Below are 21,039 nucleotides of genomic sequence, written 5' to 3'. Positions count from 1 at the left end.
TCGGCCATCGGGGCGGTTAAGCAAGGGCCAAGCAACGAGGAGCCACCATGTCCCTGCCCGCCATTTTCGACACGCTTCGGCTTCCGGTGATCGGCGCACCATTGTTCATCATTTCCCACCCGGCTTTGGTCATTGCCCAATGCAAGGCCGGTGTGGTCGGCAGTTTCCCGGCGTTGAATGCCCGCCCGCAAAGCCAGCTCGACGAATGGATCCACCAGATTACCGAGGAATTGGCCGCGTGGGACCGCGCCAACCCCGCCACGCCCGCCGCGCCGTTCGCGGTCAACCAGATCGTCCATCGGTCGAACGACCGGCTGGAAGATGACATCGCCACCTGCGCCAAGTGGAAAGTGCCAATCACGATCACCTCACTGGGCGCGCGCGAGGATCTCAACCAAGCGGTTCACGCCTGGGGCGGGATCACGTTGCACGACATTATCGACGATCGCTTTGCGCGCAAAGCGGTCGAAAAAGGTGCCGATGGGCTGATCGCGGTTGCCGCCGGGGCTGGCGGACACGCCGGCAAATGGTCGCCGTTCGCACTGGTCCAGGAAATTCGCGAATGGTTCGACGGGCCGCTGGCTTTGTCGGGTGCGATCGCGACCGGCGGTGCGGTCCTGGCGGCACAGGCGATGGGGGCCGATCTGGCCTATATCGGCTCGCCGTTCATCGCCACCGCAGAAGCCCGCGCGGAGGATGATTACAAGCAGGGGATCGTCGAGGGCGCGGCGGGTGACATCGTCAATTCCAACCTGTTCACCGGGATTAACGGCAATTATCTGCGCGGCTCGATCGCCGCGGCCGGGCTCGATCCGGACAATTTGCCGCAGGCCGGACCCGAAGCGATGAACTTCCAATCAGCAACCGGGGCCAAGGCGTGGCGCGACATCTGGGGGTCGGGCCAGGGGATTGGCGCGATCAAGCAGGTGGTGCCGACCGCCGAGATGGTCGCGCGCCTTACCAGCGAATATGAAGCGGCGAAGGCGCGGATTGCGGCATGAGCAAGCTACGCTTTGGCTTCCCGCTCGCGGCGCTTGCACTGCTTGGTGCTGCACCGCCCATGCCGCCGATCAGCGCCGAGCGGATCAAGGCTGATGTCCGAATGCTGTCATCGGACGCATTCGACGGTCGCGGCCCGGGCGAACAAGGCGAAGCCACGACGATCGCCTTCATTGCCCGCTCCTTTGCCGAGGCGGGGCTCGAACCCGGCGGGCTCGACGGCAAATGGACCCAGGAAGTGCCGGTGGTGCGGCTCGACCGGCTGCCCGGAGCACAATTGTCGGTGCGCATCGCGGGGCGGCGCAATCCGCTTCGACTGGGGGCGGATTCGACCCTGTCGTTGCGCAATGCCGGCCGGTTCGACCTTGCCGACGCGCCCTTGGTGTTCGCTGGCTGGGGGGTTGTCGATGCGGCCCGAGGGTGGGACGCCTATCGCGGGATCGACATGCGCGGCAAGGTAGCGGTGCTGCTTGCCAATGATCCAGACATGGAGGCGGGTCGCGACCTTGGATTCGGCGGACGCGCGCTGGCATATAAGGGGCGGAGCGGAACGAAGGTTGCCGCCGCCGCCAAGGCCGGGGCAGCCGGAGTGATGTTCATCCACGAAGAAGCGGCATTCAGCTGGCCCTTTGCCCAGGCGGCAAATGGCGACATGCTGCCGAGCATTGGTTTGGCGCCGCTGCAGCAGTCGGAGCTCGGGTTCAGTGCGATCGTCCGGCGCGAGGTAGCGGTGGCCCTGCTCCGCCAGGTCGGACTCGATCTTGCCAGCCTCAAGGCGCGGGCGCGCAACAAGGCGTTTCGCGCGTTCGCACTTCGCGGGGCAAGCATGTCGGTCAGCGGTGCCAACCGCGCGACAGCGTTCGTCAGCCATAACGTCATCGGCAAGTTGCGTGGCACCGAGCGCCCCGACGAGCAACTGCTGTACGGCGCGCATTGGGATGCCAATGGCCATAATGGCCCCGACCGAAGCGGCGATTCGATCCGCAACGGCGCGGTCGACAATGCCACCGGAACCGCCGAATTGATCGAGGTTGCGCGCGCCTTTGCGGCGGCCAAGCGACCGCGGCGGAGCGTGCTGTTTGCGGCATGGACATCGGAGGAAAAAGGTCTGCTCGGCGCCGAATATTATGCTGCGCACCCGCTCTATCCGCTGGCGCGGACCGCCGCGGTGATCAACCTCGATCCCCATGTCGTGTTGCCGGCATCGCGCACGCTGGAACTTATCGGGCCGGGGCAGACCGACCTCGAGGCCGAGCTGGGCCGCGCGGCGGCACGCGGTGGCCAACGGGTAGTGCCCGAGCCAAACCCCGAGGCTGGATGGTATTTCCGATCGGACCATTACCCCTTCGCACAACGCGGGGTGCCGGCGCTTGCGTTCCGCGCCGGGCGCGAACTGGTTAAAGGCGGACGGGCGCCCGGGGAGCGCATTGTCGCTGCGTATAATCGCAATTGCTACCATCAGCCATGCGACCAGTTCGACCCGCGCTGGAGTTTTGCCGGAACGGCGCAGGAAGCGACCGCTGCGTTCCGCGTCGGCCAGTCGATCGCCAACAGCAATGGCTGGCCGAAGTGGCTTGCGGGGAGCGACTTTGGCGCGATCCGGGCCGCCAGCGCGGCCGAGCGGCGTTAGGTCAACGCGGCAAGCGTCGTGCGCCATTCGGCGGGCAATGGCACCGGACGGCGCGATGACCGGCCGACGTAGACGTGGGTGAAATGGCCCTGCGCGGCGGGTGCCTCGGCCCCCGCAGCGAAGATGCCGATGCGATAGGTGACGCTCGAACCACCGAGCCGATCGACCGCGAGACCTACCTCGACGTCGCCGGGGAAGCTCAACGGCACGAAATAGGTGCAGCCGGTTTCGACCACCAGCCCGATCGGATCACCGTGAGTGATGTCGAGCAACCCCGCGCCGACCAGCACGGCGTTCACCGCGCTGTCGAACCATTGATAATAGATGGTGTTGTTGACGTGCCCATAGGCATCATTGTCCGACCAGCGGGTGGTGATGGTGGTGAAGTGGCGATAGTTGTCGCGGCCGCGCGGCTCAGGGCGGCTCACCACGCGGCCTCATACAAGCGCGCCGCATCGGCCTCATCAATCGGACAGGGATTGTTCACCAGCAACCGGGTCTGCTTCATCGCCTCGCGCGCCAGAGCCGGGATGTCGCTGCGTTCGATGCCGTGATCGCGGAGGCGGGGTTTGAGGCCGCTTTTAGTGACCATCCTGTCGAGCGCATCGATCAACGTGGCGCATTTCGATTGGCTACCCTGCCCCGCGCAATCCGGCACCAATATTTCGGCAAGTTCGGCATAAAGGTCACGCGCCGCTTCCGCATTATGCTGCAGCACATGGCGCAGCATCAGCGCATTCGACAGGCCATGCGGCAAGTGATGAAGACCGCCGAGCGGATAAGCCAAAGCATGGACCCCGGCGACCGGCGCGTTGGCAAAAGCGACGCCTGCGAGATGCGCCCCGAGCAGCATCGCTGAGCGCGCGGCGAGATCGTCGGGATGGTCGCAAGCGCGGATCAGGTTGGCCATCAGCAAGCGCAATGCCTCTCGCGCAAGGGCGTCGGAGAGAGGGTTTTTTAGCCGCGCCGAGGTGTACGCCTCGACCGCATGGACCATCGCGTCGATCCCGGTAGCAGCCGTGACATGGCGCGGGAGGCCGGTGGTCAATGTTGGGTCGAGGATCGCAATGTCGGCGGTGATCGCGCGCGCATTGACCGCGAGTTTGGTTCCGCCCTCGATGGTAATGACCGATATGGGCGTGGCTTCAGAGCCGGTGCCGGCGGTGGTCGGGACGAGCACCAAAGGGAGCTTGGTTCCGGTGGCAACTTCGACCCCCCAGATCGAGTCGAGATCGTCGCCTGAGCCGAGCAAATAGGAGGCGAGCTTGGCGACATCCATCGGGCTGCCGCCGCCGAAACCGACGACCGAGGCGACGCCCGCGGCGCGTCCTGCCTCGACCGCGGCGAGCAGGGTCGATTTCGATGGATCGGCCTCGACCGCGCTGAAAATCGTCACGATGCGCGACTGCTCCAACGCGGCAATCCACGGCTCGGCGAGGCCGAGTGCGATCAGCTGGTCGTCTGTGACCAGCAGGACGGGGCCTTCGGGCAGTAGTTGGGGAAGTTCCGCAGCGCCGGTCGACGTCGCGATGACCCGCGGGCCGTAAGTGAAAGTGAAAGGCTGCATACGGTGCAGCCTAGAGCGTCACGCGCCGCGATTCCAGATCAGGTCGCGTTCTAGGCGCCCCATCAGCGCGCGCGCCGGACTTTGGATCGGCTGATCGTCGAGTTGTCCCTCGTCGAGCCGCTGCAAGCGCGCGTAAAGATCCGAGCTCGCGCTGATCAGCCGCTGCGCCGCGTCGGGCATTTGCACCACGACCTTGGGATCGCTGGTGGTTGCATGGCCAAGTCGCCGCTCGGGCCGGCGCCCGTCGATCTGATGCAATTCGCCGGTTTCAATCGCCCGCTGGGTCAGCAGCCACGCGACGATATGCATGATCCGCGTCGTCACCTTGAGCGATTCGCATGCAAAGCCAACCCGCGCGAACGGCTCGAGTGTCAGCCGCTCATCCTTACCAATGTCGTCGAAATAAGCGCGGGCTTCATCCGCCAGCACCATCGCTTCGGTGTACAAGGCATCGACCAGGCGCGGGGTAATCCGCGCTTCAGGGCCAGAAGGGTCGAATGAGTCGTTCATAGCGGCATGTTCTGACACGTTACGGTTCAGGATCAAACGCCTGGAAAGGTTAGCCGCCCATCAAGCACGACGCGCGTCCCGATCTGGCACGGGTCAGGCAAGGATATCGGGCACCAACTTGTCGTTGAGCTGGGCAATCTCATCCTTGAGCATCAGCTTGCGCTTCTTGAGCCGCGCAATCTCCAGCTGATCGACCGAACCGCTGGCAAGCAATGCCTCAATCTCCGCATCGAGCAGCCGATGCTCGGTCTTGAGCAGTTCAAGGATTTGTCGCGGATCGTCGTCGTTCATCGGCGCGGCTTACGCGACCCCGGACGCGACGTCACGCCCGACTGCATCGGCAGTTCGCGCGCGGGCCGCGACGGATGGAGTCGGTTGGACAAGACAAGCCGGATGATTCGTGTTTTAATGTTGCGTGTCACTTTCACTGCAACCGAAAGGAACAACAAAGATGGATCAGGGTCACCTCGACTCGCTCGAGAACAAGCACGCCTCACTGGAAGCGATGATCGACGATGAGGAGCATCGCCCCCATCCCGACGACATCAAGCTCCATCAGCTCAAAAAAGAAAAATTACGCGTCAAGGACGTGATCACCGGCCACTAGAGCGCCGGTTTTTTTGTGCGCGCGTGGTGGCGGGCTGCGATGCCCGCTACCTGAAGCCGAAACTTTAGCCCAAGCCGACGCTTAGTCGTCGCGCGAGACGCGCTCGATCCGCTCATGCTTTTCCTGGGCTTCAAGGGTCATCGTGGCGATTGGCCGGGCTTCGAGCCGGGCCAGCGAAATCGGGTCGCCGGTGACGTCGCAATAGCCATATTCACCGTCGAACAAGCGACGTACCGCAGCGTCAATTTTGGCGATGAGCTTGCGCTGGCGGTCACGGGTGCGAAGTTCGATCGACCAATCAGTTTCACTCGACGCGCGATCGGCCATGTCCGGTTCGCGCAATGAGTCGACTTGAAGTTGGGCCATGGTGGCACGCGATTCATCGACAATCGCTTCCTTCCACGCCTTCAACTTGGCGAGAAAATAGGCCCGTTGTTCGATACCCATAAACTCTTCGCCGTCCGACGGACGATAATCGTCCGCCAGGACAAGCTGATCAAATGTCGATTGTTCCGACCCGTAAAGGTCCTTCAATGCGGTCGCCATACATACCTCCCCGATACGCGTCGCCGCCGTATCCGAGACCGCGCAACCGGCTTCGGTCGGAGGCAAGAAAACTAGACTTTCCCGTTACTTGACCGGGTAAGTCGGCAATCCCCAAGCGCCCTCTAGTTAAAAGGATTCAGCTTAACAAGGACTGACCGAACAACTGGCCAGTTTATTTGTGCATGTTGCCGAATGGGCGCAACAATTGTGCGGCATTGGCACGTGCGCGGCTTTCGCCCATAGGCGCGGACATGCGGATCCTGATCACCAATGACGATGGCATCGACTCGCGCGGCATTGCGCTGCTGGAGCAGGTCGCGGCCAGCCTGTCGGACGACATCTGGGTGGTGGCGCCGAGCGAGGAGCAATCGGGCACCGGCCACTCGCTGACGCTAACCCAGCCCGTGCGCCTCAGAAAGCATGGTGAACAGCGCTATTCCGTCAGCGGCACCCCGACCGACGCGGTGATGATGGCGCTTGCCCTCCTGATGAAGGACTGCCCGCCCGACCTGATCCTGTCGGGGATCAATCGCGGCGCCAACCTGGCCGAGGATGTGACCTATTCGGGAACGGTGTCGGCAGCGATGGAAGGGGCGCTGGCGGGGGTGCCGTCGATTGCGCTCAGCCAAGCCTATTCCAAGCAGGGTCTGGGAGCGAGCGTGCCATTCGCATCGGCCGAAGCGTGGGCGGGGCGCGTGCTAGCCGAACTGGTCGCGGTGAAGATGGCGCGCGGCACGTTGATCAACGTCAATTTCCCGGCGATCGAGCCGGCCGCCGTGAAGGGCGTGCGAGTCTGCCGCCAAGGGTTTCGTGATTATGGGCGATTGCGGATCATCGAACGGCAGGACCCGCGCGGCTTTCCCTATTTCTGGTTCGGGCTGGCATCGGCGGTCGAGACCCCGGGGCACATCACCGACCTGGAAAGCATTGCCGACGGCTATGTAACGGTGACCCCGCTGCACCTCGACTTGACCCACGAGGCGTCGCTCGAAGGATTGAGCGCGCGTTTCGCCTAGGATGCTTGCTCGTCGAGCCAGGCCTGGAACATCAGGATCGACCAGATGGCGGCGGTCGAATCGCGGCGACCGCAAAGATGGTCGGACCAGCGGGCAGTCACAATGGCAGGATCGAACCAGCCTTCGGCAGTGAGCCGCCGGGGATCGAGCAGACTTTCCGCCCAATCGCGTAACGGGCCCTTGATCCATTCGCCGACCGGGACGGCAAACCCAGCCTTTGGCCGATCGAACAATGAAGCGGGGGCACGCGCGAACAGGGCTTTGCGGAGGATTTGCTTGCCGGCGCCGCCGTGGACTTTCATCGACAAGGGGATCCGCGCCGCGACCGCCGCGAGGCGATGGTCGAGGAACGGGACGCGGGTTTCCAGGCTGACCGCCATCGACGCGCGGTCGACCTTGGTCAGAATGTCGTCGGGCAAATAACCGGTTGCGTCGCGGAGCATCGTCGCAATGTTGTCATCCGCGATGCCCGACATGGACCGCGCAATGGCCCCCTCGCCGCCAATCACCGGATTGGCCTCACCAGCCCATTGATCGAGGAAATCATCGTAAATATCGCCGAAGTCGCGGGCGTGGCCCGCGGTACGAAGCGCCTTGTGGAGCTTGGCGCCGAGGTTGGGCGCGGTGCGGCCAGGGATAGCCGTGATGACGGCGGTCCAGAAACTCGACGGCAGCTGGCCGAGGGTCGCGCTGGCGGCCGCGCGCAATGGGCGCGGAATGCGGCGAAGCTGACGCCACAAGGCCGGGACCGAAACGTGGCGGTTATAGCCGGCGAACAATTCGTCGCCGCCATCGCCGGTCAGAGCAACGGTTACCTGATTGCGGGCGACGCGGCTGACAATGAACGTCGGGATCTGCGAACTATCTGCGAACGGTTCGTCGTAAATACCTGGTAACAAGGGAATTATGTCGCGCGCTTCTGCGGCAGTGACGATCGCTTCGTGGTGGATAGTGCCGAGATGTTCGGCGACTGCGCGCGCATCATCGGCCTCATTGTAGGCCGCTTCCTCAAACCCGATGGTGTAAGTGTTCACCGGGGTGCTGCTGCGTTGTTGATAGAAAGCCGTCACCGCCGAACTGTCGATCCCGCCCGACAGGAAGGCACCGACCGGGACATCAGCCACCGCCTGCCCGTCGATCGCAATGTTGAGCGCGACTTCGAGCGCGGCGAGTGCGTCGGCTTCGCTGGCAATTGGATCGGCGAGCCCGGCGCGGACTACATTGGCGTAGTCATAATAGCGGCGGATTTGCTGAGCAGGCGGGGAGTCAAACGGATCGAGGTTGGCGAGGGTCAGGACGCAGCCAGGTTCGAGTTTGAACATCCGGCGGTAGATGCTGAGCGGCGCCGGGACGTTGGTGCGCGCGGCGAAGGCGTGTAGCGCACGGCGGTCGATTTGGGGGTCGAACTTGGGGTGGGCGCGGAATGCCTTCAACTCGGATGCGAAGATGAAATCGCGGCCCGCCCAGCCATAATAAAGGGGTTTCTCGCCGAACCGGTCGCGGACCAGTTGCAGCGTTCGGTCTCGGCGATCCCACAGCGCGAACGCGAACATGCCGACCGCGCGGTCGAGCGCGCTATCGAGGCCCCAGGCGGATATGGCTTCGATCAGGGTCTCGGTATCCGAATGACCGCGCCATCCGCCGTCCGGCGTGCGCCCGTCAGCATCAAGCGCGGCCCGCAAATCGCGATGATTGTAGATTTCGCCATTGTAACTGAGAGCGAAACGGTCGTCGCTCGACAGCATCGGCTGGTGACCGTGGGGCGATAGATCGACGATCGACAGGCGGCGGTGCGCCAGTCCAATCCCCGCCTCGGGATCGATCCAGAGGCCATGATCATCGGGGCCGCGATGCGCGATTGCGGTCGCCATGCGGGTGAGCAATGCCGGGTCAGGCGGTCGCTTGCTCCACAGGCCGGCAATTCCGCACAATTTCCCAGTTCCTTCGAAGCAAGCGATGTCCGCCCAATCCTTGGTGGCCGCGCTGGTCGCACGCAAGCCGAAGTTGCAGCCGGGCAGGAAATCGGCCAGCAGCCCGGCGATGCCCTTTACCAACAATGTGATGCCCGGGACGGGGCCGCGCCCCGGATCGCGAGAGATTGTCGCGATGCTCGCGGGACTAATGGCGCTCAACGCTTTTGCGATCGACGCAATGATCCCGGCGCTTCCGGCGATCGGGACAAGCCTCAACGTCGCGTCGGACAATGACCGCCAATTGGTGGTGGTCGCCTACATGTTCGGCTTCGGATCGACGCAATTGCTGTGGGGGCCGCTGGCCGACCGCTTCGGGCGCAAGCCCGTGCTTGGGATCGGCATATCACTCTACGTCGGTTTTGCGTTCCTGTGCGCATTTGCGTGGAGCTTTCCGTTGCTGATCGCGGGGCGGATCGCAATGGGCGCGAGCGCGGCGGTAACCCGCGTGCTGGTGGTGACGATGGTCCGCGACCTGTTCGACGGTGAGGCGATGGCGCGGACGATGAGCCTGGTGTTCATGGTGTTCATGTTGGTGCCGGTGCTCGCCCCGAGCGTCGGCCAGGGTATCTTGCTGGTCGGGCCGTGGCGCGCGATCTTCGGCGTGCTTGGCGCCTACGGCGTGCTGATGGCGCTTTGGTCATGGCGACGGCTGCCCGAAACACTTCACCCCGAATTTCGCCGGTCGCTGAAATTGGGCGAAATCTCACGAGCGATGGGGGCGACGCTGCGCGACCGGCAATCGCTCGGTTACACGATTGCGCTGACGGTCATATTCGGCGCGTTGACCGCTTATATCGCCTCGATCCAGCAGATCATTTTCGATGTGTTCAAGGCACCGGGCGCGATCGGGATGGTGTTCGCCGCCGTCGCCGCCCCGATGGCGTTGACCTCATGGCTCAATTCGCGGGTCGTCGGGACGTACGGGATGCGTCGGGTCGGGCATGCCGGGTCGATCGCCTTCGCCGCCATCACCTTATTACACCTTGCCGTGGCGCTTGCCGGGCTGGAAAGCCTGATCCTGTTCGTCATCCTTCAGGGGCTGGCGATGGCGGCCTTCGCCTTCACCTCGTCCAACCTCAGCACATTGGCGATGGAGCATATGGGGCCGATCGCGGGCACTGCATCGTCGGTGCAAGGGGTAATCGGGACGATCGGCGGCGCCGCGATCGGGCTCGGGATCGGGCGCGCGTTCGACGGCACCGCTTTGCCCTTCCTGATCGGGATGGCGGCCTGCGCCAGCCTCGCCTTGCTGGCGGTCGGTGTGACCGAGCCGAAGCGATTGCTCGAGCGATTGCCAAAATAAACAAGGGCCGACGCCTAAGCGCCGACCCTCCCCATTCAATTCCAACCGTCCCGGCTTATTCCGAATCATTTTCCGGATCTGGCCCGGCCATCAGCACCTCACCGACCTCGTCGGTCTTGCCGCGGATGGCGTCTTCGATCTTCTTGGCCATGTCGGGATTTTCCTTGAGCCAAGTCTTCGAATTCTCGCGCCCCTGCCCCATGCGGATCGAATCGTAGCTGAACCAGGCACCCGACTTGTCGACGATGCCGGCCTTGACGCCGAGGTCGAGGATTTCGCCGACCTTGCTGACGCCCTCACCATACATGATGTCGAATTCGACCTGCTTGAACGGCGGCGCAACCTTGTTCTTGACGACTTTAACGCGGGTCGTATTGCCGACGATATCGTCGCGATCCTTAATCTGCCCGATGCGACGGATGTCGAGCCGGACCGAGGCGTAAAATTTGAGTGCGTTGCCGCCGGTGGTAGTCTCGGGATTGCCGTACATCACGCCGATTTTCATGCGCAATTGGTTGATGAAGATGACGGTGCACTTGGAGCGGCTGATCGACCCCGTCAGCTTGCGCAGCGACTGGCTCATCAAGCGTGCCTGGAGGCCGACGTGGCTGTCGCCCATCTCGCCTTCGATCTCGGCGCGCGGCACCAGCGCGGCGACCGAGTCGATCACCAGCACGTCAACCGCGTTCGAGCGGACCAGGGTATCGACAATCTCGAGCGCCTGCTCGCCCGTATCGGGCTGCGAGACGATCAACTCATCGATATTGACCCCAAGCTTCTTGGCGTAGCCCGGATCGAGCGCATGTTCGGCATCGACGAAGGCGGCGGTTCCGCCAGTCTTCTGCGCTTCAGCAATCACATGCAGCGCAAGCGTGGTCTTGCCCGAGCTTTCCGGCCCGTACACTTCGATCACGCGGCCGCGCGGCAGGCCACCGACGCCAAGCGCGATGTCGAGCCCGAGGCTGCCGGTCGAGATGGTTTCAATCTCGATCTTCTCACGGCTGCCCAGCTTCATTGCCGAGCCCTTGCCGAACGCGCGATCGATTTGCGCCAGCGCTGCTTCCAATGCTTTCGCGCGATCCATGTTTCCCGATTCTCCGGTCGTTCCGACGACTTTCAGCTGCGCTGCCATGACCTCTGTCTCCTCGTCAATCGATCCGCTTGATGCGGACCTGATTAAGCGCGGTGTATATGGTTTGTTCCAGAAGAACAAGAGTAGAACATTTGAGGGAAACGCGGCAGTTTATAAGACGTTGCGTTCCATCGCGGCGTCGAGCGCCGGCGTTACGCGGTCAATGGTATAGGGCTTGTCGATCATCGGCACAGCAGCAAACTCAGGCGGTGGCGGATCGACATGACCGCCGCTGGCGAGCACGAATGGAATGCCGCGTTCGCGAAGCCGGGTCGCGACCGGCCAGACGCTCTCGCCCTTCAGATTGACGTCGAGGATGGCAATGTCGAAATCCGAAGTGTCGCACGCTTGGAGAGCATCGCCGACGCTTTCGCAGATTGCACTGACCTGATGCCCGAGAGACAGGAGGAAATCCTCCAGCATCATCGAGATCAATGGCTCGTCTTCGACGATCAAGATGGTACGCTGATTACCCACGCGATTGGGGATAGCAGTCGTTTCGGCTGTGACCAGCCCTATTTTGTCGCCGCCGCACCGAGCACGCTTCGCACCGCCTCGGCCAATTCGATCATCGAGAAGGGTTTGGGCAGGAAGGCGACATTGTCGATGTCGATCGATTTGCGCAATTGCTCCTCGGCGTAGCCTGACATGAACAGGATCGGCAGTTCGGGCCAATCCTTGCGCGCCGCGCGGACCATGGTCGGGCCGTCCATCACCGGCATGACGACGTCACTGATCAGCAAATCGACATGTTCGCCGCTCGCCAGCAATTCGAGCGCATCCTCGCCATTGCTGGCACTCATCACCTTGTAACCGTGACGCGTTAGGCCGCGCTCGGTCACGGTGCGCACCATATGCTCGTCCTCGACCAAAAGGATCGTGCCCGATCCCCACAATTCATTTTCCTTGGGCTTGGCCGGGAGCCGGGCCTTGGGTGCTTTCGCCTCGGCTTCATGCGCGGGAAGGTAGATGGTGAAGCACGTCCCCTCCCCGACTTTGGAATCGGCGAAGATGAACCCGCCCGATTGCTTGACGATGCCATAGACGGTCGAGAGGCCGAGCCCGGTACCCTTGCCGACTTCCTTGGTGGTGAAGAAAGGTTCGAACACCTTGCCCAGCACGCCCGGCGCGATCCCAGTGCCGCTGTCGGTGATCGACAGTGCAGCATAATCGGCGACAGGCAGGATGTCCGAGCCAAGCTCGGCGACCTGGTTAGCCTTGACCGAGTACGTCTGGATGGTGACCGTTCCGCCGCCCTTCCCCGCCATCGCATCGCGTGCGTTGACCGCGAGGTTGACGATAACCTGCTCGAGCTGGCCCGGATCAGCGCGAACCGGGAACAGGTCGCGGCCATGCTTCAACGCCAGCTGCACCGTCTCGCCGAGCAGGCGCTTGAGCAAATGCGACACTTCGCTGACCACGTCGGGCAGTTGCAGCACTTGCGGGCGCAACGTCTGCTGGCGCGAAAAGGCCAGCAACTGGCGGGTCAGGCCGGCGGCGCGGTTGGAGTTGGACTTGATCTGCTGGATATCGTCATAGTCGCTGTCGCCCGGCGTGTGGCGCATCAGCATCAGGTCGCAATGGCCGATGATCGCGGTCAAAATATTGTTGAAATCATGCGCAACACCGCCGGCGAGTTGGCCGACCGCCTGCATCTTGGTTGCCTGGGCGACCTGGCGCTTGAGCTTGGCTTCCTCGCTATTGTCCTTGAGCAGGATCAAGACGGCGGCATCGCCAAGCCCGCGCAGCCCGGCGACGGTCAGCGCGACCGGCTCGCCCGGCTGGGCGTTGAGGCGGATCGGCAGATCGCGCGACATCGCTGGGCCGCGCGCGTTACGGCGAACGGCGTCGGCAACCGCGGCCTTGTCTTCCTTGGCCACCAGATCGCCGGGATAGACGGTCGAATGATCGTCCTTGATCCCCCCGGCGATCTTGAACGCCTTGTTCATGGTCAGGAAGCGACCGTCACGATCGACCAGCGCGAGCCCGAGCGGGAGCAGTTCGAGTAATGCCTGAACGTTGGACGAATCGGGCTGCGACGGCTCAACCCGGTCGATCAGCAGCATCAGCCCCGCGCCATGGCCCTTATCGGCATCGACCGGGACATGGACCAGTCGCATCGGCGGGGCACGATCGCCCTCGCTGATCAGGTGAAGCGATTCGTCGCTTGCGGTGACGAGGTCGGCGAAATTGTGCGGCTGGTCGGCTGATGCGGCGCCGATCGCACGCTCGACGAACATCCGGTTGGCAGCGACAATCCGGCCCTTACCATCGACGGCGGCCGCAAGCACCCCGCTGCGCGCGAACAATTCGCCCTCGAGGCCCGAGATGCGTTTGACCAGAGTGGCGAGCAAATCGGGTTCGCCGCGATCAAAGCGCCACAGCAGGAGATCGCCGCGCGCCCCGACCCGCTCGACCTTGACCGGTGCCGGCTGGCCGCGCAGCACGACCCGCTCGGCATTCGCCTGCCCATCGCGCCACGCCGCCGAGCGGAGCGACTTGAGCTGAACCAAAGCGTCGTTCCCCTCGCCGACATTCTCCGGCAGGGCATCGCCGAAGCGCGTGCGATAAGACGCATTGGCCGACAGCAAGCGCCCGCTCGCATCGCTTAAGGCGGCCGCGTCGCGCGACAGGTTGAGCATTGCCGCGGCAAGCCCGAAATCGGGCACCGGAAGCGGCGGCACCGCGACCCCCGCGCGCACCGATCGCCGCTCGAGCACGAACGCCGCAACCAGCATCGCGACTACCCCGGCGAGGAACAATCCGGCGAACATCGGCTCGCCGACTGCCGCGAACAGCAGAGCGCCGCTCGCCGCTGCCGCCGCGACGAGAGCTGGCACCAGCCAGCTCAGGCCGCTTGGCGGCTCGGTCTCGAGTAAGGCGATCTGCCGATCGAGCATCCGCTACCAGACGCGAACGCGCTTGTCGGGCGCGAGGTACAAGGTTTCGCCCGATTTCGCCCCGAAGGCGCTGTACCAAGGGTCCATGTTACGAACCACGGCGACCCGCTGCTCCGACGGCGAATGCGGATCGGTGATCAGCCGCTGGCGAAGGTTGGCTTCGCGATAGTTGCGACGCCACACCTGGGCCCAGCCAAGGTAGAAGCGCTGATCGCCGGTCGTGCCATCGATTACCGGCGCATCGGTCCCGCCAAGGCTGTGCCTGTAAGCGTCATACGCAATCGTCACGCCGGCGAGGTCGCCCAGATTTTCGCCGAGCGTGAAAGCGCCTTTAACATTGGCGCCGGGGAAGACCTGATAAGTGTCATATTGGGCGACCAACTGCTTGGTTAGCGCTTCGAACGCCTTGCGATCGTCCGCAGTCCACCATTCATTGAGCCGCCCCCTTTCGTCATATTTCGCACCCTGGTCATCGAAGTGGTGACTGATTTCATGGCCGATGACCGCGCCGATGCCGCCATAATTGACCGCCGGATCGGCGTTGGGATCGAAGAATGGCGGCTGCAGGATCGCGGCCGGAAAGACGATCTCCTGCATGCCGAAATTGGCGTAGGCGTTGATCGTCATCGGGGTCATCCCCCATTCCCACCGGCGGATCGGTTGGCCGAGCTTGGAAATATTGTCGTTATAGGCCCATTCGGTCGCCCGAAGCGCATTGCCGAGCGCGTCGCCGCCGCGGATTTCAAGCGCCGAATAATCCTGCCATCGATCGGGAAAACCAATCTTGGTTGTGAAATTGGCGAGCTTGGCCCGCGCGCGCAGCTTGGTTGCCGGCGCCATCCAGGTCAGCCCGTCGATCCGCCGCCCCATCGCCGCGACGACATTGCGTACGAGCTCATCAGCCTTGGCCTTGGTCTCGGGCGGATAGTAACGGTCGACATAGATCTTGCTGACGTCATCCGCCACCGCCCCGGTGACGAAATCGACCCCGCGTTTCCACCGCGCTTCCTGCTCGGGCGTGCCAGACAGCGCGGTGCCGTAGAAAGAAAAGGCTTCCTTGTCGAAAGCGGTTGGGAGCACAGCAGCATAGGTGTCGAGCGAGCGGACCAGCATCTGGTCCTTCAACGCCTGAATCGGCGCCCGCGACACGAGGCGGGCAATACCGGTGACCGCGCTTGGCTGGGCGACGATCACTTCGCTGACATTGACCCCGCTATCGGCAAGGTAGCGCGCGAAATCGAACCCAGGGGCGATCGAGCGCAGCTTGGACACGGTCATCAAATTGTAGGTTTTGGTCGCGTCGCGGCTGTCGGTGCGGGTCCACGACACTTTGGCAATTGCCGTCTCATGGTCGAGGATCGCCTTTGCCCGCGCCGCCGAATTGGACCGGCCGGCCAGCGTCAGGACATTGGTCAAATGGGTGAGATATTGCGCGCGGGTCGCGGCGATCTTGGGATCGGCCGATAGATAATAGTCGCGGTCCGGCATGCCGAGGCCGCTCTGCCCAGCTTGCGCGACATAGCGATCGGGATCTTTGTCGTCCTGGCCAACATAGAAATAGACCGGCCCGCCAATCCCGCGCTTGCCCGCCTTGGCCACCAGCGCGGCATAAGCGGCGTTGCTTTGCAGCGCGTCAATCTCGTCCAGCCAGGGCTTGATCGGGGCCAGTCCTTTGGCCTCGATCGCGGCGGTATCGAGGAACGACGCATAGGCCAGTCCGATCTTGTTGTTCGGATCCTTGGCGGCTTCGTCGATGATCGTGCGGGTGCGCTGCTTGGACAGGTCGTCGAGCAACGTGAACATGCCATAATTGGACTTGTCCGCCGGAATGGCGGTGTTCTTGGCCCAGGTGCCATTGGCGAACCCGTAGAAATCATTGCCCGGAAGGATGGTCGTATCCATGCCGGTCTTGTCGAAGCCATAATCGCCGAGTTGTGGCTTGGGCGCAGCGGGAACCGGTACGACCTCTGCGGCCGGCAGCGTATCGGCGACCGCGACCGGCGCCGTCGCATTATTGGTCGCGCAGCCGGCAAGGATGGTAGTGGTGGCCAGGATCAGGCAGAGCTTGTTCATCGATCTCTCCAGGGTAATCAGGTCGAAACGTCGCGCGCGTTGGTGGAGACTAGACCGGCTTTGCGGCCAGCGGCAAACGACAATCTGCGGGGCCGGGGCGACGAACGGCGGGAAGTCTTAGCCCCGGTTCCGCATGATCCGGCCCTGCTCGCGCTTCCAGTCGCGTTCCTTGATCGTCTCGCGCTTGTCGTGAACCTTTTTGCCGCGCGCTAGGGCAAGCTCAATCTTGGCCCGCCCGCGCGAGTTGAAATAGATCGACAGCGGCACGAGGGTCAGCCCCTGGCGGTGGATCGCACCGTTCAACTTGTTGATTTCGCGGGTCTTGAGCAGCAAGCGACGACGACGGCGCGGCTCATGATCGGCATAGCCGCGATTGCCATATTGCGGGATCGACGAATTGATGAGGTACACCTGCTCATCCTCGACCGTGGCATAGCTTTCGGCGATCGACCCCTCGCCCGTCCGCAGCGCTTTCACTTCGGTGCCCATCAATTCGATCCCGGCCTCGAACCGTTCCTCGACGAAATAATCATACCGCGCGCGCCGGTTCTCGGCGACGACCTTGGCCTTGTCGAACGGGGATGGGAGGGGTTTCGCCATGGCGGGGCGTTAGACGAACGACTTGGCTTAGGCGAGGCCTGCATGAGCCAGCGCCGCATCAACTGCTGCCTTCGACGCGTCCGACGGGTCGGTCATCGGTGCGCGGAGTTCGGTCGGGAAGCCACGGACTTTGGACAGCGCATATTTGACCGGGCCGGGCGAGGCGTCGGTGAACATTGCCATGTGTAGCGCGTAGAGGCGGTCCTGCAGCGTCCTCGCGTCGTCCCATCGGCCCTCCCGCATCGCTTGCTGGAACTCGGCGCACAGCTTGGGCGCGACGTTGGCTGTGACCGAGATGCAGCCGACCCCTCCCATCGCGCTGAAACCGAGCGCGGTTTCGTCATTGCCCGACAATTGGATGAACTCCTCCCCGCAGGCGAGGCGCTGGGCGGTTACACGGCCGAGGTTGCCGGTCGCGTCCTTGACCCCGATGACGGCGGGGAGGTGCGACAGCTTTGCCATCGTCTCGACCGAAATGTCGGTGATCGTCCGCCCCGGGACATTGTAGAGCATGATGTCGATCCCAAGATCGGCAACCGCCGCAAGGTGGAGGGTGATGCCGTCCTGATTGGGGCGGTTGTAATAAGGCGGGACGTGGAGCGCGGCGTCGGCGCCCGCCGCCTTGGCTGCCTTGGTCAGCTCGATGGCGTGGGCGGTGTTGTTAGACCCGCAGCCGGCGATCACCGGAACCCGCCCGCGCGCGACTTCGACCGTGGCCTCGATTAGCGCGCGATGCTCGTCGGTGGTCAGCGTCGCCGCTTCCCCGGTCGTCCCGCATGGCACCAGCGCGTTCGACCCCTCGTCGATCTGCCACTCGACGAATTCACGGAATAGCGCGAGATCGACTCGTCCTGCCGCAAATGGAGTCACCAGCGCGGGTATCGAACCGAAAAACATGCTTTTTCCTTATGTTCGGCACCGATCGCCGGGCGAAGAGTTGGGGGAAAGAGGGTGCGTTCAGCGATTGATAAGGACCGAATCGTCAATATGTCTAGCATGAGACGAGTCGCTTTCCTGTTCGTGCTGCTGGCTGCGCCATCGGGGTCGGTGATCGCCCAAAGCCCTTATGCCCCCGCCTATCCCGCCCCGGCGGTGTCGCAGGTCGATATCAATTATGCGATTGCCGACTGGCGGCGGCTGCGCGCCAGCGATGGCTATGCGTTTGCCGATTACGCGCGCTTCCTCAACTCCAATCCCGACTGGCCCGACGATAACCGGCTTCGCCGAGCCGCCGAAAAGCAGATGCGCGCCGGCGAATATGGGCCGACGGTGATCGCCTTCTTCCGCACCGACAAACCGCGCACCGGCAATGGCCGCGCCCGGCTGGCCGAGGCGCTGGCCGCTGCTGGACGAACCGCCGAAGCCGCCACCCAAGCGCGCGCGGCGTGGACGTCAGGCGATCTTCCCGCCGCCGACGAAGGCACCATTGCCGCACGTTATTGGTCGTCGCTGACCGCGGCCGATCATGACGGGCGCACTGACGCGTTGCTGTTCGCCCGGAAAACCGACGATGCGGCGCGCGCTGCGGCCTATGCCAGCCCCGCGCGCCGCGCTGCCTTTGCCGCGCGGATCGCGATGCAGCGCCGGTCGGTCGATGCCGACGCGCTCTATCGGGTGGTTGATGGGCAGGTGGCGAGCGATGCCGGGCTGATGATCGACCGGGTGCGCTTTTTGCGGCTTTACAATAACGAGGCCGGTGCGCGCTATCTCGCCGCGCGGCCGCACAATTTTGTCCACAAGCCCGCCGATCCCGAACGGTTTGTCGAGACTCTGCTGAGCCTTGCCAATGGGGCCTATGCCGCCCGACAATATCAGCAGGCCTATGACATCGGCCGCCAGGTCAATGACGGCTTTGCCCCCGGCACCGATATCAGCGCGCAAAGCTATGGCTTGCGCGACGATTACACCTCATTGGTCTGGCTGGCGGGACAATCGGCACTGTCAGGCATCAACCGCCCGGGCGAGGCTGTGCAACAGTTTGTCAATTATTCGAAGGGCGGCAAGTCACTCCAAGTGACCTCGAAGGGGCTTTATTGGGCGGGCCGCGCGGCGCTTTATGCCGGGCGCGGGGCCGAGGCGAACCAATATTTCGCCGCTGCTGCGGCTTATCCCGAGCTGTTCTACGGCCAGCTTGCGCTCGAACGGCTCGGTCGTGCCGTCCCCGCCCCTACGGCAACGCCGAGCCTGCTCGTCACCCCGCCGCAGCGCGCCGCCTTCCAGCGCAACCGCCTGGCGCAGGCCACCCGCCTGCTCGGCCAGCAAGGACGACGCGACGAGCAGAGCCTATTCGTCCGGGCACTGGCCGAGAGTCTGACCGACAATGGCGATCGGGTGCTGGCGAGCGAATTCGGCCAGTCGATCGGCCGCCAGGATCTCGCCGTGTGGACCGCGCGTGCGGCGCGCAACAATGGCAGCGCCTTTTACTATCGTTCGGCCTTCCCGACCCATCCCGCCAATGCGCCGCCGGGCAAGATGTGGGCGCTGGTCCACGGTATCACGCGTCAGGAAAGCTCATTCGATCGCGGGGCAATGAGCCCGGTCGGGGCGCGCGGGATGATGCAATTGATGCCCGCCACCGCGCGCGAGGAAACCGGCAAGATGGGGATTGGCTACGACCTCGGCCGGTTGACCAGTGACCCGTCGCATAACGTCATGGTCGGAAGCAGCTATTTCCAGCGGCTGGTAAGCCAGTGGGACGGCAATTACGTCCTTGCGGTCGCGTCGTACAACGCCGGGGCGGGCAATGTCCGCAAATGGGTCGCACGCTATGGCGATCCGCGCAGCCAGAGCGTCGACACGTTGCGCTGGATCGAGCAAATCCCGTTCGCCGAGACCAAGGGCTATGTTCAACGAGTGCTGGAAAATACGGTGGTTTACGACCGGATCAACCCGACCATCGCGCCGAGCAATTCGGCGATCAGCCTGTCGACTTACCTGGGCAAGTCGCGGCCCGGCTGATGCCAGCGACCGATGACGCGGAGCCACGGTTCATCACCCGGGCGGGGTTCGCCAATGTTCGCGCGGAATATGAGCAATTGTTCGGCAGCGAGCGGCCTAAATTGGTCGAGACAATCAGCTGGGCGGCGGGCAATGGCGACCGCTCCGAAAATGGCGATTACATCTACGGCAAGAAGCGCCTGCGCGAGATCGATCGGCGATTGAGCTGGCTGGCGCGGGTGATGAAGGCCGCCAGAGTGGTCGATCCGTCGGCGCAGGAGGATCGCGGGGTGGTGCGGTTCGGCGCGACGGTCGAGCTTGCCGATGAGCAGGATGAAAGGCGCACAGTGACGATCGTTGGCGAAGACGAAAGCGATGCTTCGGCAGGGCGGATCGGGTGGAATACGCCGGTCGCCCGCGCGCTTCGCGGGGCCAGGGTCGGGGATGAGCGAATGGTCACGCTTCCAGCGGGCGAACGATCCTACGAAATCCTCGCAATCACTTATCCGGCGGGCTGAGTCCGCTCCGCCGGGAGCAGGAACGGGACCACTGAAGTGGCTTCCTCGGGCGGCGCCTGGGGAAGCGCTTTATCGAGCGCGTCGGCAATTGCGGACAGGGCGGCCACCTGCGCCGACTCGCCATCATTGGCATCGATCATCGACCAGGGCGCCCAGCGCGTGTCGGACTGGGCGAGCACCTGAGTCAGCGCGGCGCGATAGGCCGTGCGCGCGACCGCGGTGCGGAACTCCTCTGGCCCGACCAGGTGCCGCAGCCACTGGTCATCCTGCCGCGCCGAGATGCGGCGCGCCTGCGTCTCGTCGGTGACGTGGAAGAAGAGTTTGACGATCATCGTCCCATAATCGCGTTGCTGCGATTCGAATTCGTTGATCTCGTCGAAGGCGCGTTTCCACTCCTTGTCGGTGACCAGCCCGAGCAACTTATCCTCGAGCACGCGGCGGTACCAGCTGTGATAGAAAATGGCGGTGTTGCCAGCCTCGGGCAGCTGTGCCCAGAAACGCGCCAGCCAATGGCCATCGCGCGCGCGGCGGCGGTCGGGCGAGACGGTGGTCACCGCGACGTGGGTCGGGTCGAGCGCTGCACCGAGCAGTTTGACGAACGCGCGCTTGCCCCCGCCTTCGGGCCCCTCGATCACGATGATCAGGCGCTTCTGGTGGACGATCTGCGATAGCTGGGCGCGGGCGAGACGATGCTGCAGGGCCGCCAGCGCCCCGGCAACATCGCCCAC

General features: G+C 63.7%; 20 protein-coding genes. 7 read left to right on the top strand and 13 right to left on the bottom strand.

The window, feature by feature from the left end; translation table 11 throughout:
• Positions 1 to 47: 47 nt before the first annotated feature.
• On the top strand, positions 48 to 1,001 hold the full coding sequence (locus RMN73_RS09260) for a nitronate monooxygenase family protein (RefSeq protein ID WP_309603035.1): 954 nt from the start codon (positions 48 to 50) through the stop codon (positions 999 to 1,001).
• Positions 998 to 2,629, top strand: a complete 1,632-nt coding sequence (locus tag RMN73_RS09255; protein ID WP_309603034.1) for a M28 family peptidase — start codon at positions 998 to 1,000, stop codon at positions 2,627 to 2,629. Before RMN73_RS09260 ends, RMN73_RS09255 begins: the two co-directional genes overlap by 4 nt.
• Here the strand turns inward: RMN73_RS09255 and RMN73_RS09250 are convergent.
• From RMN73_RS09250 to RMN73_RS09235, 4 genes are all read right to left on the bottom strand, one after another.
• Positions 2,626 to 3,060, bottom strand: a complete 435-nt coding sequence (locus RMN73_RS09250) for a thioesterase family protein (RefSeq protein ID WP_309603033.1) — start codon at positions 3,058 to 3,060, stop codon at positions 2,626 to 2,628. The two genes, RMN73_RS09255 and RMN73_RS09250, sit on opposite strands and share 4 nt — an antisense overlap.
• Positions 3,054 to 4,196 carry an iron-containing alcohol dehydrogenase gene (locus RMN73_RS09245; protein ID WP_309603032.1) on the bottom strand — a complete coding sequence of 381 codons (1,143 nt, stop codon included), beginning with the start codon at positions 4,194 to 4,196 and terminating at the stop codon, positions 3,054 to 3,056. The genes RMN73_RS09250 and RMN73_RS09245 overlap by 7 nt, the downstream gene beginning before the upstream one ends.
• An 18-nt stretch (positions 4,197 to 4,214) precedes the next feature.
• Positions 4,215 to 4,706, bottom strand: a complete 492-nt coding sequence (locus tag RMN73_RS09240; protein ID WP_309603031.1) for a DUF1465 family protein — start codon at positions 4,704 to 4,706, stop codon at positions 4,215 to 4,217.
• 93 nt (positions 4,707 to 4,799) lie between these two features.
• Positions 4,800 to 4,997 (bottom strand): DUF465 domain-containing protein, encoded by a 198-nt coding sequence (locus tag RMN73_RS09235; RefSeq protein ID WP_309603030.1) that lies wholly within the window; start codon positions 4,995 to 4,997, stop codon positions 4,800 to 4,802.
• Positions 4,998 to 5,157: 160 nt separating this feature from the next.
• Here RMN73_RS09235 and RMN73_RS09230 point away from each other — a divergent pair, with 160 nt between their 5' ends.
• The gene (locus RMN73_RS09230; protein ID WP_309603029.1) at positions 5,158 to 5,313 is read left to right on the top strand and encodes a YdcH family protein; all 156 of its coding nucleotides are present in this window, start codon (positions 5,158 to 5,160) and stop codon (positions 5,311 to 5,313) included.
• Positions 5,314 to 5,394: 81 nt separating this feature from the next.
• Here the strand turns inward: RMN73_RS09230 and dksA are convergent, their stop codons facing one another.
• Positions 5,395 to 5,859 carry an RNA polymerase-binding protein DksA gene (gene dksA, locus RMN73_RS09225; RefSeq protein ID WP_405051556.1) on the bottom strand — a complete coding sequence of 155 codons (465 nt, stop codon included), beginning with the start codon at positions 5,857 to 5,859 and terminating at the stop codon, positions 5,395 to 5,397.
• Between the two features lie 251 nt (positions 5,860 to 6,110).
• On the opposite strand from dksA, the gene surE reads away from it, so the two are divergent.
• Positions 6,111 to 6,875, top strand: coding sequence for a 5'/3'-nucleotidase SurE (gene surE / locus RMN73_RS09220; RefSeq protein ID WP_309603028.1), 765 nt, complete (start codon positions 6,111 to 6,113; stop codon positions 6,873 to 6,875).
• Here surE and asnB read toward each other — a convergent pair.
• Complete coding sequence (gene asnB / locus RMN73_RS09215) at positions 6,872 to 8,929, bottom strand: asparagine synthase (glutamine-hydrolyzing) (protein ID WP_309603027.1); 2,058 nt, start codon at positions 8,927 to 8,929, stop codon at positions 6,872 to 6,874. The two genes, surE and asnB, sit on opposite strands and share 4 nt — an antisense overlap.
• On the opposite strand from asnB, the gene RMN73_RS09210 reads away from it, so the two are divergent.
• Complete coding sequence (locus RMN73_RS09210) at positions 8,916 to 10,151, top strand: multidrug effflux MFS transporter (RefSeq protein ID WP_309603026.1); 1,236 nt, start codon at positions 8,916 to 8,918, stop codon at positions 10,149 to 10,151. The genes asnB and RMN73_RS09210 overlap by 14 nt on opposite strands.
• A gap of 55 nt (positions 10,152 to 10,206) precedes the next feature.
• Here the strand turns inward: RMN73_RS09210 and recA are convergent, their stop codons facing one another.
• The 6 genes from recA to dapA form a co-directional block, all read right to left on the bottom strand.
• A complete protein-coding gene (gene recA / locus RMN73_RS09205; protein ID WP_309603025.1) occupies positions 10,207 to 11,283 on the bottom strand; it encodes a recombinase RecA in 1,077 nt (358 codons plus the stop codon).
• A gap of 111 nt (positions 11,284 to 11,394) precedes the next feature.
• Positions 11,395 to 11,760 (bottom strand): response regulator, encoded by a 366-nt coding sequence (locus RMN73_RS09200; protein WP_309603024.1) that lies wholly within the window; start codon positions 11,758 to 11,760, stop codon positions 11,395 to 11,397.
• A 38-nt stretch (positions 11,761 to 11,798) separates the two neighbouring features.
• Entirely contained in the window at positions 11,799 to 14,183 is a 2,385-nt protein-coding gene (locus RMN73_RS09195; protein WP_309603023.1) for a response regulator, read from the bottom strand.
• 3 nt (positions 14,184 to 14,186) lie between these two features.
• Entirely contained in the window at positions 14,187 to 16,256 is a 2,070-nt protein-coding gene (locus tag RMN73_RS09190) for a M13 family metallopeptidase (protein ID WP_309603022.1), read from the bottom strand.
• A 117-nt stretch (positions 16,257 to 16,373) separates the two neighbouring features.
• The gene (smpB, locus tag RMN73_RS09185; RefSeq protein ID WP_309603021.1) at positions 16,374 to 16,856 is read right to left on the bottom strand and encodes an SsrA-binding protein SmpB; all 483 of its coding nucleotides are present in this window, start codon (positions 16,854 to 16,856) and stop codon (positions 16,374 to 16,376) included.
• A gap of 27 nt (positions 16,857 to 16,883) precedes the next feature.
• Positions 16,884 to 17,753 (bottom strand): 4-hydroxy-tetrahydrodipicolinate synthase, encoded by an 870-nt coding sequence (gene dapA, locus RMN73_RS09180; RefSeq protein WP_309603020.1) that lies wholly within the window; start codon positions 17,751 to 17,753, stop codon positions 16,884 to 16,886.
• A gap of 99 nt (positions 17,754 to 17,852) precedes the next feature.
• On the opposite strand from dapA, the gene RMN73_RS09175 reads away from it, so the two are divergent.
• Positions 17,853 to 19,814 carry a lytic transglycosylase domain-containing protein gene (locus RMN73_RS09175; RefSeq protein ID WP_309603019.1) on the top strand — a complete coding sequence of 654 codons (1,962 nt, stop codon included), beginning with the start codon at positions 17,853 to 17,855 and terminating at the stop codon, positions 19,812 to 19,814.
• Positions 19,814 to 20,311 carry a transcription elongation factor GreB gene (greB, locus tag RMN73_RS09170; RefSeq protein ID WP_309603018.1) on the top strand — a complete coding sequence of 166 codons (498 nt, stop codon included), beginning with the start codon at positions 19,814 to 19,816 and terminating at the stop codon, positions 20,309 to 20,311. The genes RMN73_RS09175 and greB overlap by 1 nt, the downstream gene beginning before the upstream one ends.
• Here the strand turns inward: greB and RMN73_RS09165 are convergent.
• On the bottom strand, positions 20,296 to 21,039 hold the full coding sequence (locus tag RMN73_RS09165; RefSeq protein WP_309603017.1) for a polyphosphate kinase: 744 nt from the start codon (positions 21,037 to 21,039) through the stop codon (positions 20,296 to 20,298). The two genes, greB and RMN73_RS09165, sit on opposite strands and share 16 nt — an antisense overlap.

This window comes from Sphingomonas sp. (assembly GCF_031372575.1).
In the GTDB taxonomy this organism is placed as follows: Bacteria; Pseudomonadota; Alphaproteobacteria; order Sphingomonadales; family Sphingomonadaceae; genus Sphingomicrobium.
The sequence above is the reverse complement of the archived record's forward strand: the minus strand, read 5'-3'. Positions and strand labels throughout refer to the sequence as shown.